Here is a 15,079-nt window from a genome sequence, read left to right as displayed (position 1 = left end):
TCGCGCCTGACTTGTCATGCAACAACGGCGTCGAGTAGACTCGATTCCCTTTCAGAATCATTGGCCGCTGAGCCGTCTCGCCCCTGGCGGGCCGGCTCAGCGGCATTGTGCTTGCGTCGTGTGCGAGATACTGTCAGATGATCAGGGTAAGTGACCCCTAGCGGTCGCGGCACTCTGCGCTGATTACACGCCGACAGCGAACCCCGAATATCCCGCTATTGATAGGTGCACCGCCATGGCTCGCGTAACCGTAGAAGATTGCCTCGAGAACGTCGACAACCGCTTCCAGCTGGTGATGATCTCCACTCGTCGTGCCCGTCAGCTGTCACGCGGCAGCCGCAACGCTCAACTGCCGTGGGAAAACGACAAGCCCACCGTCCTCGCCCTGCGCGAAGTGGCGGCCGGTCTGGTCGGTCGTGACATCCTGAACGAGCCGGTCGAAGCTCCGATCCAGCGCAAGCCGGTAATGCCGCAGATCGAAGACTGAGCCCACGCTCAACCTGCCGACTGCATGTGTGCTTCCGCACCTCTGCCACTCCCGCCCTCGCGGCCGGAGCACGGGGTGCGGGCCCGGAATCACTCTGAGCCAAGGCCGCTGAATGTTCACGATCGATGACCTGGCAGACCGCCTGGGCGGTTATCTTCCCGAGGAAGAGATCCGTCAGGTTAGGCGCGCCTTCTATTACGCCGAGCAGGCCCATGATGGCCAGCGCCGGCGTTCCGGTGAGCCCTATGTGACCCACCCGCTGGCGGTGGCGAACATTCTCGCCAACATGCACATGGACCATCAGAGCCTGATGGCCGCCATGCTGCACGATGTCATCGAAGACACCAGCGTGACCTTCGAGGCACTGGCAGGCCAGTTCGGCGAACCTGTCGCCCTGCTGGTGGATGGCGTCTCGAAGCTGACCCAGATCACCTTCGAGGACAAGGCCGTCGCCCAGGCCGAGAACTTCCAGAAGATGGTGCTGGCGATGTCCCAGGACATCCGCGTCATCATCGTCAAGCTGGCCGACCGTCTCCACAACATGCGTACCCTCGGTGCCCTGCGCCCCGAGAAGAAGCGTCGCATCGCCCGTGAGACGCTCGAGATCTACGCCCGCGTCGCCAACCGTCTCGGTATCAACACCATTCGCGTCGAGCTGGAAGACCTCTCCTTCCAGGCGCTGCACCCGATGCGTTCCGAACGCATCAAGCGTGCCGTCACCGCCGCGCGTGGCAATCGTCGTACCCTGATGCGCGAGATCCAGGCCAGTCTGCAGAACGCGCTGGAGCGCGATCAGCTGCCCGGCTCGGTGATCGGTCGTCAGAAGCATCTGCTGTCCATCTATCGCAAGATGCGTGACCAGCAGAAGCCCTTCAATGAATTGATGGACGTGTTCGGCTTCCGCATCATCACCGATGACGTGGACAGCTGCTATCGTATCCTCGGCGTGGTGCACAATCTCTACAAGCCGGTGCCGGGTCGCTTCAAGGATTACATCGCGATCCCCAAGGCCAACGGCTACCAGAGCCTGCACACCACGCTGTTCGGCATGAACGGCATGCCCATCGAGGTACAGATCCGTACCCGCGAGATGGAAGCGATGGCCAACAACGGCATCGCGGCGCACTGGCTGTACAAGGCCGGCCAGACCGACCGTCCCATCGGCGCCGGCAGCCATGCGCGTGCCCGCGAATGGGTACGGGGTCTGCTCGAGATGCAGCGCCATGCCGGCAACTCGCTCGAGTTCATCGAGCACGTCAAGAACGACCTCTTCCCCGACGATACCTACGTGTTCACCCCCAAGGGCGACATCATGGAATTGCCGCGCGGCGCGACGGCGGTCGATTTTGCCTATGCGGTGCACACCGATGTCGGCAACAGCTGTATCGCCTGCCGCATCGATCGTCATCTGGCACCGCTATCCTCGCCGCTGGAAAGTGGCCAGACCGTCGAAGTCATCACCGCGCCGGGCGCCAAGCCCAATCTGGCGTGGCTCAACTTCGTCACTACGGCCAAGGCGCGCTCTGCCGTGCGCCATTACCTCAAGCATCAGCAGCGCAGCGAATCCGTGACCCTGGGCCAGCGTCTGCTCAACAAGGCGCTCTCCGGGCTGGACTCTTCCCTCGAGCAACTGCCGCCCAGGCGTCTCGATACGCTGGCCGCGGAGCTGGAGCTGGAAGGCGGGCGTGATGATCTGCTCGAGTCCATCGGGCTCGGCACCCGCGCCGCCTACAGCGTGGCCCAGAGCCTTCTGAGCGACACGACCAGCGCCACGGCGCAGCAGCCCAAGTTCTCGGCCAAGGACGGCAATGTCCAGGCGGAGCAAAGCGGCAACAGCCCGATGCAGGTCAGCGGTGGCAACAGCATGGTCACCAGCTATGCGCGCTGCTGTCACCCGCTGCCCGGCGAGCCGATCATGGGTCATCTGTCGGCCGGCAAGGGGCTGGTGGTCCATCGTCAGGAATGCAGCAACATCACCGAACTGGCCAGCGACCCGGAACGCGTCTTCCCGCTGACCTGGGCCGATCAGGTCGAAGGCGACTTCACGGTGGCGCTGCGTATCGAGGCACAGACCCAGCGCGGCCTGATCGCCGAGCTGGCAGAGCTGGTCACCGATGCCGAAGCCAATATCGAGCGCATCGGCATCGAGGAACGCGACGCCCATCTGGCCATCGTCAATCTGACGCTGGCCGTGCGTGATCGCATTCATCTGGCGCGTATCATCAAGCGCATGCGCAACCTGTTGCACGTGGAGCGAATCACCCGCGTCCTCAGCTGATCTACCGTAATGGCCGCGTCGTCCGCCACTGGCGGGCGGCGCGGTTTTTGTTTTCAAGGCTGCCGCAGAGCGGCCATCGGACACGTTCTTCTGAACACCCGTGTCGCGGCCAAGGCCATGCACGTCAACTCGACGGTACGTCAGCTCGACGGCAGTGCATGACCTTGACCGCGACCGAACTCGCCGTGGACGGCGAGACCCTATAACCACAATCGTAACCCGCTGCTGAAGGCCGCCACCGCACAACACTCGCAACCGGCAAGGCTTGAGCGCAGTCACAAGGAGCATGTCATGAGCAATCGCGCGATCATCAACACCGACAAGGCCCCTGCTGCCATCGGTCCGTATTCCCAGGCGATCAAGGCGGGCAACACCGTCTATCTGTCCGGCCAGATTCCGCTGGACCCGCAGACGATGGAAGTCGTCGAAGGCGGTATCGAGGCACAGGCGCGTCAGGTCTTCACCAACCTGAATGCCGTGTGCGAAGAAGCCGCCGGCAGCCTGGGCGACATCGTCAAGCTCAACCTCTACCTGACCGATCTGGACGACTTCGCGCGCGTCAACGCGGTGATGGAAGAGTTCTTCACCGCGCCCTTCCCGGCGCGTGCCGCGGTCGGCGTCAAGGCGCTGCCCAAGGGCGTGGCCTTCGAAGCCGAAGGCGTGATGGTCATCGGTGACTGAGCACCCGCTCACTGATGATGGCAGGTCACCCGCGAGGAGTGGCTGACGCAGAGACGACAGTGCCCGCCCCGGGATTCCGGGGCGGGCACTGTCAGTTGGCGCTTCATCTGGGCACTTGACCAGCCGCTTCATCACTCGAGAACTGGCCGCTGCGCCGCTCGTCAGCCTGTCTCGACGAGCAACTTATCCACACCCGGTCAGACGGCTCGAGGCGCAACCGCATGTGGGTAAGTGAAAGCGGCGGTGATCAGCGGCCCGACAATTCGCTCTTCGGCACCGTCACGCCGTGCTCCTTGAGCACCTCGGCATAGCCTTCGCGGAAGGTCGGGTAGCGGAAGGTGTAGCCGCTCTCGAGCAACAGGGCATTGCCGCAGCGCTTGCTGGAACGCCGCCGCAGCGGCGACTGGATCACCTCGGTGGACTCGACCTTGAGCTGACGCGCCAACCAGGCCATCACTTCGTGCAGCGGCGCGCCATCGCAGTCGGTGGCCAGATAGATCGGCTCGACCGGCTTGCCCTCGAGGCTAAGCGCGATCAGGTGCGCCAGCACGCCCGCGCAGTCGTCACGGTGGATGCGGTTGGAGTAGAGTGGCGGGTTGCTGGCGGCGATGCGACCATCACGCGCCTGGCGAATCAGCATGTCGCGGCCCGGCCCGTAGATGCCGGAGAAGCGCACCACGGTGCCGTTGAGCGAGGAATCGAGCAGTGCCTGCTCGCCTTCGCGCATCAACTGGCCCGAGAAGCTGGTGGCATCGGTGGGCGACTGCTCGTCGACTTCCTCGCCATCCTTCTGGGCGTAGACGGAGGTCGAGGACACGAACAGCACGCGGGTCGGCGGTTTGGCGCGCGACTCGAGCTCCGCCACCAGCGCCCGAATGCCATCGACGTAAGCGGCGCGATAGGCCTCTTCGTCGAAACGGTCGGCGCTCAGCACATGTACCACCGTGTCGGCATCTGGCAAGCTGGCCAGTGCACCTTCGGCAGTGATGTCCAATGCCAGCGTCTCGATGCCGAGATCCGCAAGCTTGGACACATCGCGCCTGACACCAATGACGTGCTGACCGGCCTTGAGCAGTTCGCGCGCCAGCGCGCTGCCAACGTCGCCACAACCGAGGATGAGACTCGTCTTCTTCACCTTTGCCGTGCTCCTTGGTAAAACGAATCGGTACCCACCGCATCCCAGGATGCCAGTTCCGGGCAGGAATCATGACTCTAACAGAACTCCGCTACATCGTAACCTTGGCCCAGGAGCGTCATTTCGGACGCGCCGCAGAGCGCTGCTTCGTCTCGCAGCCCACCCTGTCGGTGGCCGTCAAGAAGCTTGAGGAAGAGCTGGGAGTCGCACTGTTCGAGCGTTCCAAGTCCACCGTACAGGTCACACCGCTCGGCGAGAAGATCGTTCAGCAGGCTCAGCGCGTGCTGGAGCAGTCCAGCGTGATCAAGGAACTGGCCAATTCCGGCAAGGATCAGCTCTCCAGCCCGCTGCGCATCGGCGCCATCTATACCATTGGACCGTATCTTTTCCCGCACCTGGTGCCGGAACTGACGCGGCGCGCGCCGAAGATGCCGCTCTACATCGAGGAAGGCATGACCGGCGACCTGCGTCGCAAGCTGCGCAATGGCGAGCTGGACGTGATCATCGTCGCACTGCCGTTCACCGAGACCGACGTGCTGACCAAGATCCTCTACGAAGAGCCCTTCGAAGTCCTGCTGCCGGCCGGCCACCCTCTGCTCGAGCAGGACAGCATCGCCAAGGAACAGTTGATCAACGAGCGTCTTTTGATGCTCGGCGAGGGCCACTGCTTCCGTGATCAGATTCTCGAGGCCTGCCCGGCCATCGGCAATCAGATCAACAACCCCGAGAATACGCTGATCGCCGAAGGCGGCTCGCTGGAAACCATCCGCCACATGGTCGCCTCCGGCCTCGGTATCACCGTGCTGCCCTACTCGGCGACCGGTACCGGTCATTACGAGAGCGGCGTGCTCGAGACGCGTCCCTTCAAGGACCCGGCGCCCAGCCGCAGCGTGGCGCTGGCATGGCGTGCCAGCTTCCCGCGCCCCAAGGCCATCGACGTGATCAGCCAGGCGATCGCCGAGTGCTCCAATCGTGCCCGCCAGAGCAATGAGAACGGCATGCAGGGCTCCGCTTACCAGAGCCACGAACCGGCATGAGCAGGGCGGGCACGGAAGCCTCATCTGCCGGGCCCGCCAGCGCCGGTGTCTTTGCCACCGGCGCGCTGGCCCAACCGCTGGACAGCCTGAGCGGCGTCGGCCCCGCGCTGAGCGAGAAGCTGTCGCGCCTCGGACTGGAGCGCGTCGCAGACCTGCTGTTCCATCTGCCGCTGCGCTATCAGGACCGCACCCGCGTCACACCCATCGGCACGCTCAAGAGCGGCATGGAAGCGGTGGTCGAAGGCGAGGTGACGGCCTGCGACATCGTCAAGGGCCGTCGCCGCAGCCTGCTGGTACGCCTGCGCGATGGCAGCGGCATCCTCAGCCTGCGCTTCTTCCACTTCTCTCCCGCCCAGCAGCAGCAATTCCAGCGTGGCCATAGCGTGCGCTGCTTCGGCGAGGCACGCGCCGGGGCCACCGGTCTCGAGATCTACCATCCGGAATACCGCCTGCTCAGCCAGGGGGCCGCGCCGGTGGAAGACCACCTCACGCCCATCTATCCGGCTACCGAAGGTCTCAATCAGGCGCGCCTGCGTGCCCTGATCGCCCAGGCGCTCAAGCAGCTCGAGGAAACGCCCCATGAGCTGCCGGACCTGATCCCCGAGGCGCTGCGCGCTCGCTTTCGCCTGCCCGGCGTGATCGAGTGCCTGCGCTTTCTACACGAGCCACCGCCGGATGCGCCCGTCGATCAGATGAGCGACGGCGTGCACCCGAGTCAGCGCCGCCTCGCCCAGGAAGAATTGCTCGCCCACCAGCTGAGCCTGCGTCAGGTGCGCGCACGTATCCAGCAGGATGGCGCGCCCTCGCTGAGCGCCAGTGGCGGCCTCAGCACGCGCTTTCTCGCCCAGCTGCCCTTCTCGCTGACCGGCGCCCAGCATCGCGTGCTGGAAGATGTGCGCCGTGACCTGGCGCGCGAAGTGCCGATGCTGCGTCTGGTGCAGGGCGATGTGGGCTCGGGCAAGACGGTAGTCGCCGCACTGGCGGCGCTGATCGCGATCGGCGGCGGCTGTCAGGCGGCCTTGATGGCGCCCACCGAGATTCTCGCCGAGCAGCACTATCGCAACTTCCGTGAATGGCTGGAGCCATTGGGCATCGAGGTGGCGTGGCTGGCCGGCAAGCTCAAGGGCAAAGCGCGGCTGGATGCCAAGGCCGCCATCGCCGATGGCCGGGCACGCATGGTGGTCGGCACGCATGCGCTGTTTCAGGCCGATGTGACCTTCCAGCGTCTGGGGCTGGCGATCGTCGATGAGCAGCACCGCTTCGGCGTGCATCAGCGCCTCGCATTGCGGGCGAAGGGGGAAGCCGGTGGCCTGACACCGCACCAGCTGATCATGACCGCGACGCCGATTCCGCGCACCTTGGCGATGAGCGCCTACGCCGACCTCGACCTGTCGGTGATCGACGAGCTGCCGCCGGGACGCACCCCGGTACAGACCGTCGCGGTGGCCGACCCGCGCCGCCCCGAGGTGGTCGAGCGCATCCGCGCCGCCTGCTCCGAGGGTCGTCAGGCATATTGGGTGTGTACGCTGATCGAGGAATCCGAGGTGATGACCTGCCAGGCCGCCGAGGTAACACGTGACGAGCTGACCGAGGCGCTGCCGGAGCTGTCCATCGGCCTGGTCCATGGCCGCATGAAGGCGGCCGAGAAGGCCGAAGTGATGGCGGCGTTCAAGGATGGCGAGCATGACCTGCTGGTGGCGACCACGGTGATCGAGGTCGGGGTCGATGTGCCGAATGCCAGCCTGATGGTGATCGACAATCCCGAGCGTCTCGGCCTGTCGCAGCTGCACCAGCTACGTGGCCGTGTCGGGCGTGGCAGCACCGAGAGCTTCTGTGTGCTGCTCTATCATCCGCCGCTGTCGCAGCACTCCAAGCAGCGCCTGGCGGTGATGCGCGAGACCACCGACGGCTTCAAGATCGCCGAGAAGGACCTGGAGCTACGCGGCCCCGGCGAAGTGCTGGGCACGCGTCAGACGGGGCTGGCGGGGATGAAGATCGCCGATCTCGAGCGTGACAGTGACCTGATCGCTCCGACCACCACGCTGGCCGATGCCATCCTCAGCGAGGCCCCGCAGGCCGCGGAGCCCTTGATCCGCCGCTGGCTGGGCGAGGCGGCCGGGCAATACGGCGCCGTCTGAGCGCGCTGCCCGCTGCCCACCTGGCGCCCTCACCTATTCAACCCGGACACTCGATCACTCGGCCCGCCGCGCCAGTCGCTCAGACAGCACTTGTCTTACAGCACTTGTCTTACAGCACTTGTTTTTCAGTACCGGTCAGTCAGGACAGGTCAGCTGGCGCGGCTGGCCTTGATCAGCTGGGTGCCGGCGCTTTCCAGCGGCTGCAACAGCCGCAGCACCAGAATCAGCTGTGACAGCGCCAGGCGTCCGGTAGTGGATTCGACCTGCTCGACCTCGGCTTCCAGTGCCGCGATCTCATCTTCGCTGTCCAGCGTGAGGGCGATCTCGCCGCCCGCCTCCAATTGCTCTCCCAACGCCGTCAGCTGCTGACTCAGGCGCTCGCCATGGCGCAGCAGCGTCTCGATGCCGCTGCTGGCCGAGGCGGTCGATTCCAGTTCGCCACGATGCGCTGCCAGCGCCGAGAGATAGCCGAGCACGGTGTGCGCGTGGAGCAGGAAGCCGAAACCCGGCTCGACATCGCGCCGGAAGTGGCCGGGCTCCTTGCGCGCGGTGGCCAGCAGATTGGAGAAGGCCGCGTCGGCGTTGTGGGCATTGCGGCGTGCCAGGCGGTAGGCCAGATCATCGCGCTTGCCGTGGCGGTACTGGGACAGCACCTCGCCCAGATAGCGACCGCTGGTCTTGAGGCTGACGCCGGCCTGACGATAGAGCTTGCGGCCCTGCCAGTCCGGCAGGATCAACACCACCGACAGCCCGGCCAGCAGGCCACCGACCAGCGTATCGAACAGGCGCGGCCAGATGAGATCGAAGCCATCGCCGACCTGGTTGAAGCACGCCAGCACCATCAGCGTGATGGCGGCGGTGGCCAGGGTATAGCGCGAGCCACGGGTGGCGAAGAACAGCACCCCCGCGACCACGGCGATACCGGCCTGGATCGTGGGCGCCGGGAACAGACTGATCAGCGCCCAGCCGGCGACCAGACCGATCAGCGTGCCCAGAATTCGCTGCGCCAGCGTGCGGCGCGTATCGCCGTAGCTGGGACGGCACACGAACAGCCCGGTCAGCAGAATCCAGTAGCCCTGGGTCGGGTGCACCGCCAGCAGCACGCCATAGCCGGCCACCAGCGTCGCGGTCAGGCGCAGCGCATGGCGAAAGATCGGCGAGCGCGGCGTCAGGTGGCTGCGGATACGCTCGAACATGTCGCGCGTGCCGTGGGGCGAGCGGTCCAGCAGGCTGTTGTCGCTTTCATTGCTGACGGCTTCGAGATCATTCAGGCGCGCGATCTGGCCTTCGATCAGGCGCAGGTTACTGGCCAGTGCCTCCAGCGCCTGCATCAGATGGTGCCACTCGGGCCGCTGCTGTTGCTTGAGATAGACGAGCGAGGCATTGAGGTCTTCCAGCGCCTGCTGGCTGTCACTGGCATCGAAGGGCTGGCGCATCAACAGCGCCTTGCCGAGCCCGCGACAGGCGCGCCCCTGCTGCTCCAGCAGGCGCTGACAACGGAACAGGATGTCGTGATGGAAGAAGGCGTCGGTGAGCTGGCCGTAGGGATAATGGCTGGAGCTGGCGCGCTCGTGGAGGTCCTGGGCGATGAAGTAGAGGCGCAGGTAGCGGTCGAGCTTGGTGGTATCGCGCCGCCCGGCGAGGCGCCGGAAGACCATCTCCTTGGTCTGGTTGAGCGCCACCACCACGCGACCGTTCTGCTCGGCCAGCGCCAGACGCCGAGCAGACTGGTCGACATTGCGCAGCGGCTCGAACAGCTGCGCCTTGAGAATCAGGTAGCGCCCCAGCTCACGGTAGAGCGTCGCCATGCTGTGCTTGAGCGGCTGGCGCGAGAACAGCGCACACCACACGACCGAGAGCAGGCCATACCAGGTCGCGCCCACCACCAGCAGCAACGGCTGAACCAGATTGATGCCCAGCCCCGGCTCACGCAGCCACTCGGGCAGGCTGCGCTCCAGCACCGCGATCTGACCATCTCCATGCTGCTGCTCGAGACTGATCATGGTGTAGACGGCCAGAATCAACGAGGCGCGCGCGATGGCGCCGTAGCGGGCATCGATGGCGCCCAGCATCGGCATCGCGAAGGTGGCCAGCGCCAGCCCGATCACGAAGGGCAGCGGCATGCCGAACAACAGCTCCACCGAGACGGCGGCGATGCTGAAGCAGGCCAGCGTCATGCCCAGCGCGCGCAGTCGGCCGCGCCAGTGATCATCGGTTTCCGCCAGCCCCGAGGCGATCACGCCCAGAAACAGCGGAATCACCACCGCCATCTCGTCGAGCCAGAACCCCACCGCCATCACGCCACCCAGCGCGATCAACATGCGTAGCGAATAGCTGAAGGCATCCAGCGTCCACAGACGACGCAGGGAGTGCATGAGGGAGTCCAGGAGAGAGCGTGTCATGAAGTGTTCCGTGACCAGGGCGCCGGGCAGCGCATTAGACTTTAGATTTATATCGCTAGCATAACACCCCGTTCTGCCGTGTCCGAGAGCCATGGCGCATGCAAGCGTTGGCGGGCGCGTCGAATGTCGAATCGCCGCGACGTGCCACTCTGAAGACTCCTGACCTCATTGGCTTTCATGGAGAATACCGATGCATCCTCTTATCGAACGCGTCACTGGCTCCCTCGGGCTGTCACCGGAAATCGCCGAGCAGGCGGTCGGCATGGTTCTCAAGTTCGTGCGTGAGCAGGGGCCGGATGGCCCGGCCGCCTCACTGCTGGGCGCCATCCCGGGGGCGGAAGGCCTGATCGGCAGCGCAGGCGAGGAAGCCGCCGAGTCCGGTGGCGGTGGCCTCATGGGCGGCCTGATGGGCGCCGTCAGCGCCTTCACCGGCGGCAGCGGTGGCGGTGCGCTGGAACTGGGCCAGAAGCTGATGGGGCTGGACCTGAACATGGACCAGGCGCGCGGCGTGGCCGATGAGACACTGAGCTATGCGCGCGAAGAAGCCGGCGATGGCGTGGTCGACCAGGTGCTCGAAGGCATTCCGGGCCTCAAGCAGTTGCTGTGACGCCTCGAGGAAGTTGAGAGGGTCTTCTCGAACAGCCCCTCGCAAGTAAAGGCTCGCAAGAAAGGCTCGCAAGAAAGGCTCGCGACAACTGCTCGTGACAAAACAACGCCCCGCTGATTCTCTCAGCGGGGCGTCTTTCGTTCATGCAGGCACGGCACAGGGTCGTTCAGCGAATGCGCTTGAGCAATGACTGCAAGCGGTTGAGCTGGGCCGAATCGCCGACCAGCCGCACGCGCTGGTCCATCAGACCTTGCAGGAAGGCACGCGGCGAGGGCTTGAGCAGGAAGGCCACCGCACTGTCACTATCGGCGAAGCGCAGCTCAAGCTCGGTATCCACCGGCAGGCCACTGCCGGTGGTGACGCCCGCGTGGGACATGCGGTAGTGACGCGCGATGCTCATGTCTTCGGTCGCGACGCCCCAGTCCAGCGGACGCTTTTCCAGCTCGGCACGAAATTCGGGGTCACGCTTGAAGGCCCGCTTGAGCAGCAGACCCAGCACCCACAGCAATATCTTGAGCTTCATGGTGTCATTCCTTGAATCGCGAAGCGTCGGTCACGCAGGCCATATGAAAATGCCACCGGCCCCGCAGGGCGGAACCGGTGGCATCAGCATGACAGCCGACAGGGCTTTTGATGACGACGATTGAAAGCCATGACGACAGCCACCCCGGGTCTGCGCTGAAGCACGAGCCGAGGTTACTTGGTCACTGCATCCTTCAACGACTTGCCGGGTTTGAAGGCAACGGTCTTGCTGGCCGGGATGGTCAGCGGCTTGCCTGTCTGAGGGTTCTTGCCGGTACGCGCCGCACGCTGGCGCACGGTGAATGACCCGAAACCGATCAGTGAGACGTCATTGCCTTTGGCCACGGTATGAGTGATCTCGTCGAGAATCACGTTCAGTACCTGACTGGCCTTGTCCTTGGATAGATCCGCACGCTCGGCGATGGCCGCAGCGAGTTCTGGCTTGCGCATGAAAAGCCCTCCTGGTTTGGCATTCTGCACGGGCGGCCAAGCCGCCGTTTCCATTGTTGTTCTTGCACTTGCTAGCGGTGGCGTATGGCGGCGACGCAATCCGCTCCCGGCAAGCTTTGCCGTATCAAACCTGTCGATGGCAGCAATCTGTCAGACGACGCCCGCTGAGCATCATGTCTGACGGAGCATTCACTATCGTGCCTGACCGCGCTGGCAGCAAGGGATTTACGACCATCGATCATGGCATCGCCTAGCCTAGCAACGGCGGCGCCTGCCGCGCTAGCTCGACTTTCCTGCGAACGGCGGCGCCTGTCAACGCATATCCAATCAAGCGTTCGTTCATATCCAGTGCACGCGCTTCGAGGTCATCGCCTTCACCGTTGATTTCCCAGCGCGCCACGGCCGAACGCGGCGGATAGGCCACCACCGGCAAGGCCGGTGTCTTGACCAGCACCGGCCACGCCTTCCAGTCGAGCACGCTCGGCTCGCCACACAGGTTGGCCGCCAGGGTGCGCGCAGCCATCTGCAGCGGCTGGACATACATGGCATTGACGCCCTCGACACTGGCGCAATCGCCCAGCGCCCAGATATGCGGCTGGGAGGTGGCCAGGTGGCGGTCGACACGGATGCCGTCACCACCGGCGCTTAGGCCCGCGGCCTGCGCCAGACGAATACGCGGCGCCAGCCCGGTGGCCAGCAGAACCACGGAGCCCGTCAGGCGACGACCGCTCTGCAGTCGCACCTCGACCGGCGCGGCCTGACGCTCGGCCTCCTCGCCCGAGCTTGCGGCGATGGTCTCGACCATCTCGCCCTGGCGACGCGTCACACCGAGCCCATCCAGCGCCGCGCCCAGACGCTGCCCCAGCGCTTGCGGCAGCAGCCCATCCAGCGGAGTTTCCTCCGGCGCGACCAGCGTGACGGGGTGGCCGGCCGCCGTCAGATCATTGGCGTATTCACAGCCGACCAGTCCGGCACCGACAATCACCACGTGCCCGTCTTCCCCGCGCTCGCGGGCCTTCGCCAGCGTCGCGCAGAAGGCCGCATAGTCGTCGAGGTCATTGATGCTCTGCACGCGTGAGGCCACTTCCGCGGCGACGGGGAAGGGACGACGCGGCGCGGCGCCGAGTGCCAGCACCAGCTCGTCATAGGCCAGACACTCCTCGCCCAGCCATAGCTGGCGGGCATCACCGTCGATGGCGGTGACGCGTTGATGGGTACGCAGCTCGGCATTCAGCTCGTCCACCAGCGCCACCGGCGCCTGACGCGACAGGTCGGTGGCCGACATCTTCTTGGCGAAGGCGGTGGACAGCATGGGCTTGGCGTAATCGTGGCCGCTATCCTGGCTGATGAGGATCAGCCGGCTGTCCTTGTCACGCGCACGCAGCGCGCGCGCCAGACCAATGCCCGCCATGCCGGTACCAATGATGACAAGGGTGCGAGGGTCGCGCATGGCACCATCTCCTGAGATCGATCCGAGGGAAGCGCTGATGAAAGAGCGCCAGCAGCGTCCGTCATGAACGCCGATGAATGCGCCCAGCATACCAGCCCGCCAGCAGTGCAGGCATGCCTGAGCGGGAGGCCTTGCCGCCCGGCCATGCTAGACTCGCCATTTCGTCATCCTGACAGGGAATTCACCGTGGTCCGATGCCCAGCAGGCGAGCCTCATCGCGCAGCGCTCACGCCACAGACCTCCACCTGTGAGGCGCCTCATTCGTCAGCCGAACCCCTGTGCCAGCCTGCGCCTCGCTGGCCTTCACCCACGCGCGTCATGCCCGCTGCTTCGGCGACGGTGCGCCGTCATTGGCAGCCGGCTGCCGCGCTGCAAGGTGTCATGCCGGCCGGCTGGTGGGCGTGGCTCTCCTCGACGGACTCGCTGACCCAGCGTCTTGCCAGCGCCATGCAGCAGCAGGATGAACGCGATGGCCAGCCCATCCAGGGCCTGCGCGTGCGCCTGCTGCTGCAGGACACCGGCCCCGCGCGGCTGGACGAGGCACGCCTGCTGGGCATCGGCCCACGCCGGCATGTCTGGCGACGCGAAGTGGCACTCTGTCATGGCGATACGCCATGGGTGATCGCACGCTCGCTGGCGGCGCTGGACCTGGCCCACGGCCATCGCCTCTCGACGCTGGGCGAGCGCTCGCTGGGCCATTGGCTGTTTCGCCAGCCCGACCTGACCCGCAGCGCCATCGATGTCAGCCGCGCCCCGCTGGTGCTTTCGAGCCCCAGGCCGCTGGCCCGCACCACCAGCCTGTGGATGCGCCGCTCGATGTTCTCGCATGGCCGCTTCAAGGTGCTGGTGCAGGAGGGCTTCACACCGGCCTTCCAGCACGCGCTGCAGCTGGCCTGAGCCTTGCTGGCCGACTGGCCTCGTTTCTCTCTTCCCTTGCCCACTACCACCCGCCCAGGAGCCATGATGACCGCGTCATCCACTTCCGCCGCTTCGCGTCCTTCCAGACTGGCCGACTACCTCGCCCTGACACGGCTGGACCGCCCCATCGGCACCTGGCTGCTGATGTGGCCGACCCTATGGGCACTGTGGCTGGCGGCAGATGGCATTCCCGAGCGCACGACCCTGCTGATCTTCATCGCCGGGGTCTATCTTATGCGCGCCGCCGGCTGCGTCATCAACGACTACGCCGACCGCCATTGGGACAAGCATGTCGAGCGCACGCGTGATCGGCCGCTGACCTCGGGTCGCATTTCGGAACGCGAGGCGCTGACGCTGTTCGGGGGGCTGGTCGCGGCCGCCTTCGTGCTGGTGTGCTTCACCAACCTGACCACGGTGCTGCTGTCGATCGTCGCCGTGCTGCTGGCGGCCAGCTATCCGTTCATGAAGCGCTTCCATCATCTGCCTCAGGTAGTGCTGGGCGCCGCCTTCGGCTGGGCGATTCCAATGGCCTTCGCCGCGACGCTGGAGGAGGTACCGACCTACGGCTGGTGGCTGTTCGCGGCCAACCTGATGTGGACGGTGGCCTACGACACCGCCTACGCGATGGTCGATCGCAACGACGACCTCAAGGTGGGCATCAAGTCCACCGCCGTGCTGTTCGGGCGTGCCGACAAGCTGATGATCGGCCTGTTGCAGCTGGGCATGCTGGCGGTGTTGATCGGCATCGGCCTGCAGCTGGCGCTGGGCATCTTCTACTGGCTGGGGCTGGCTGCCGCCGCCGTCACCTTCGTCTGGCAGCAACGTCTGATCCGGGAGCGTGAGCGTGCGCCCTGCTTCCAGGCCTTCCTCAACAATCATTGGACGGGTCTGCTGATCTTCGCCGGTATCGCCCTGGCGACCTGGCCGATGAGCTGACTCCTGCATAAACATTAGTATTATTTAATTTAAAGCAA

The 15,079-nt window shown here is 65.2% G+C and carries 13 protein-coding genes; 8 read left to right on the top strand and 5 right to left on the bottom strand.

Annotated features, from left to right (window positions below):
* Positions 1-235: 235 nt before the first annotated feature.
* The 3 genes from rpoZ to QD280_RS08355 all read left to right on the top strand — a co-directional run bounded on the left by rpoZ (position 236) and on the right by QD280_RS08355 (position 3,446).
* A complete protein-coding gene (gene rpoZ / locus QD280_RS08365; RefSeq protein ID WP_043331755.1) occupies positions 236-487 on the top strand; it encodes a DNA-directed RNA polymerase subunit omega in 252 nt (83 codons plus the stop codon).
* Positions 488-599: 112 nt separating this feature from the next.
* Positions 600-2,765, top strand: coding sequence for a bifunctional (p)ppGpp synthetase/guanosine-3',5'-bis(diphosphate) 3'-pyrophosphohydrolase (locus QD280_RS08360; RefSeq protein WP_043331753.1), 2,166 nt, complete (start codon positions 600-602; stop codon positions 2,763-2,765).
* A 291-nt stretch (positions 2,766-3,056) separates the two neighbouring features.
* A complete protein-coding gene (locus QD280_RS08355) occupies positions 3,057-3,446 on the top strand; it encodes a RidA family protein (RefSeq protein ID WP_043331752.1) in 390 nt (129 codons plus the stop codon).
* Positions 3,447-3,693: 247 nt separating this feature from the next.
* On the opposite strand, the gene QD280_RS08350 is transcribed toward QD280_RS08355, so the two are convergent.
* Complete coding sequence (locus QD280_RS08350) at positions 3,694-4,581, bottom strand: SDR family oxidoreductase (RefSeq protein ID WP_107335797.1); 888 nt, start codon at positions 4,579-4,581, stop codon at positions 3,694-3,696.
* 71 nt (positions 4,582-4,652) lie between these two features.
* Between QD280_RS08350 and QD280_RS08345 the strand changes: the two genes are divergently transcribed.
* Positions 4,653-5,618 (top strand): hydrogen peroxide-inducible genes activator, encoded by a 966-nt coding sequence (locus tag QD280_RS08345; RefSeq protein WP_279838903.1) that lies wholly within the window; start codon positions 4,653-4,655, stop codon positions 5,616-5,618.
* Positions 5,615-7,756 carry an ATP-dependent DNA helicase RecG gene (gene recG, locus QD280_RS08340; RefSeq protein WP_279838902.1) on the top strand — a complete coding sequence of 714 codons (2,142 nt, stop codon included), beginning with the start codon at positions 5,615-5,617 and terminating at the stop codon, positions 7,754-7,756. The genes QD280_RS08345 and recG overlap by 4 nt, the downstream gene beginning before the upstream one ends.
* Before the next feature lie 149 nt (positions 7,757-7,905).
* Here the strand turns inward: recG and yccS are convergent, their stop codons facing one another.
* Positions 7,906-10,158, bottom strand: a complete 2,253-nt coding sequence (gene yccS / locus QD280_RS08335; protein ID WP_279838901.1) for a YccS family putative transporter — start codon at positions 10,156-10,158, stop codon at positions 7,906-7,908.
* Positions 10,159-10,348: 190 nt separating this feature from the next.
* Between yccS and QD280_RS08330 the strand changes: the two genes are divergently transcribed.
* Entirely contained in the window at positions 10,349-10,765 is a 417-nt protein-coding gene (locus QD280_RS08330) for a DUF2780 domain-containing protein (protein ID WP_054556347.1), read from the top strand.
* A 166-nt stretch (positions 10,766-10,931) separates the two neighbouring features.
* On the opposite strand, the gene QD280_RS08325 is transcribed toward QD280_RS08330, so the two are convergent.
* From QD280_RS08325 to QD280_RS08315, 3 genes are all read right to left on the bottom strand, one after another.
* Entirely contained in the window at positions 10,932-11,288 is a 357-nt protein-coding gene (locus QD280_RS08325; protein WP_054556348.1) for a hypothetical protein, read from the bottom strand.
* Positions 11,289-11,461: 173 nt separating this feature from the next.
* Entirely contained in the window at positions 11,462-11,737 is a 276-nt protein-coding gene (locus tag QD280_RS08320; RefSeq protein WP_024952843.1) for an HU family DNA-binding protein, read from the bottom strand.
* Positions 11,738-11,987: 250 nt separating this feature from the next.
* Positions 11,988-13,187: an FAD-dependent oxidoreductase gene (locus QD280_RS08315; protein WP_279838900.1), complete on the bottom strand. Its 1,200-nt coding sequence runs from the start codon at positions 13,185-13,187 to the stop codon at positions 11,988-11,990.
* 318 nt (positions 13,188-13,505) lie between these two features.
* On the opposite strand from QD280_RS08315, the gene QD280_RS08310 reads away from it, so the two are divergent.
* Positions 13,506-14,084, top strand: a complete 579-nt coding sequence (locus tag QD280_RS08310; protein ID WP_279838899.1) for a chorismate lyase — start codon at positions 13,506-13,508, stop codon at positions 14,082-14,084.
* A 66-nt stretch (positions 14,085-14,150) separates the two neighbouring features.
* Complete coding sequence (ubiA, locus tag QD280_RS08305) at positions 14,151-15,041, top strand: 4-hydroxybenzoate octaprenyltransferase (RefSeq protein ID WP_043331742.1); 891 nt, start codon at positions 14,151-14,153, stop codon at positions 15,039-15,041.
* Positions 15,042-15,079: the final 38 nt, after the last annotated feature.

This window comes from Cobetia sp. 1AS1 (genome assembly GCF_029846435.1).
GTDB classification, from domain to species: Bacteria; Pseudomonadota; Gammaproteobacteria; order Pseudomonadales; family Halomonadaceae; genus Cobetia; species Cobetia amphilecti.
This window is presented reverse-complemented; position numbering and strand designations above follow the sequence as displayed.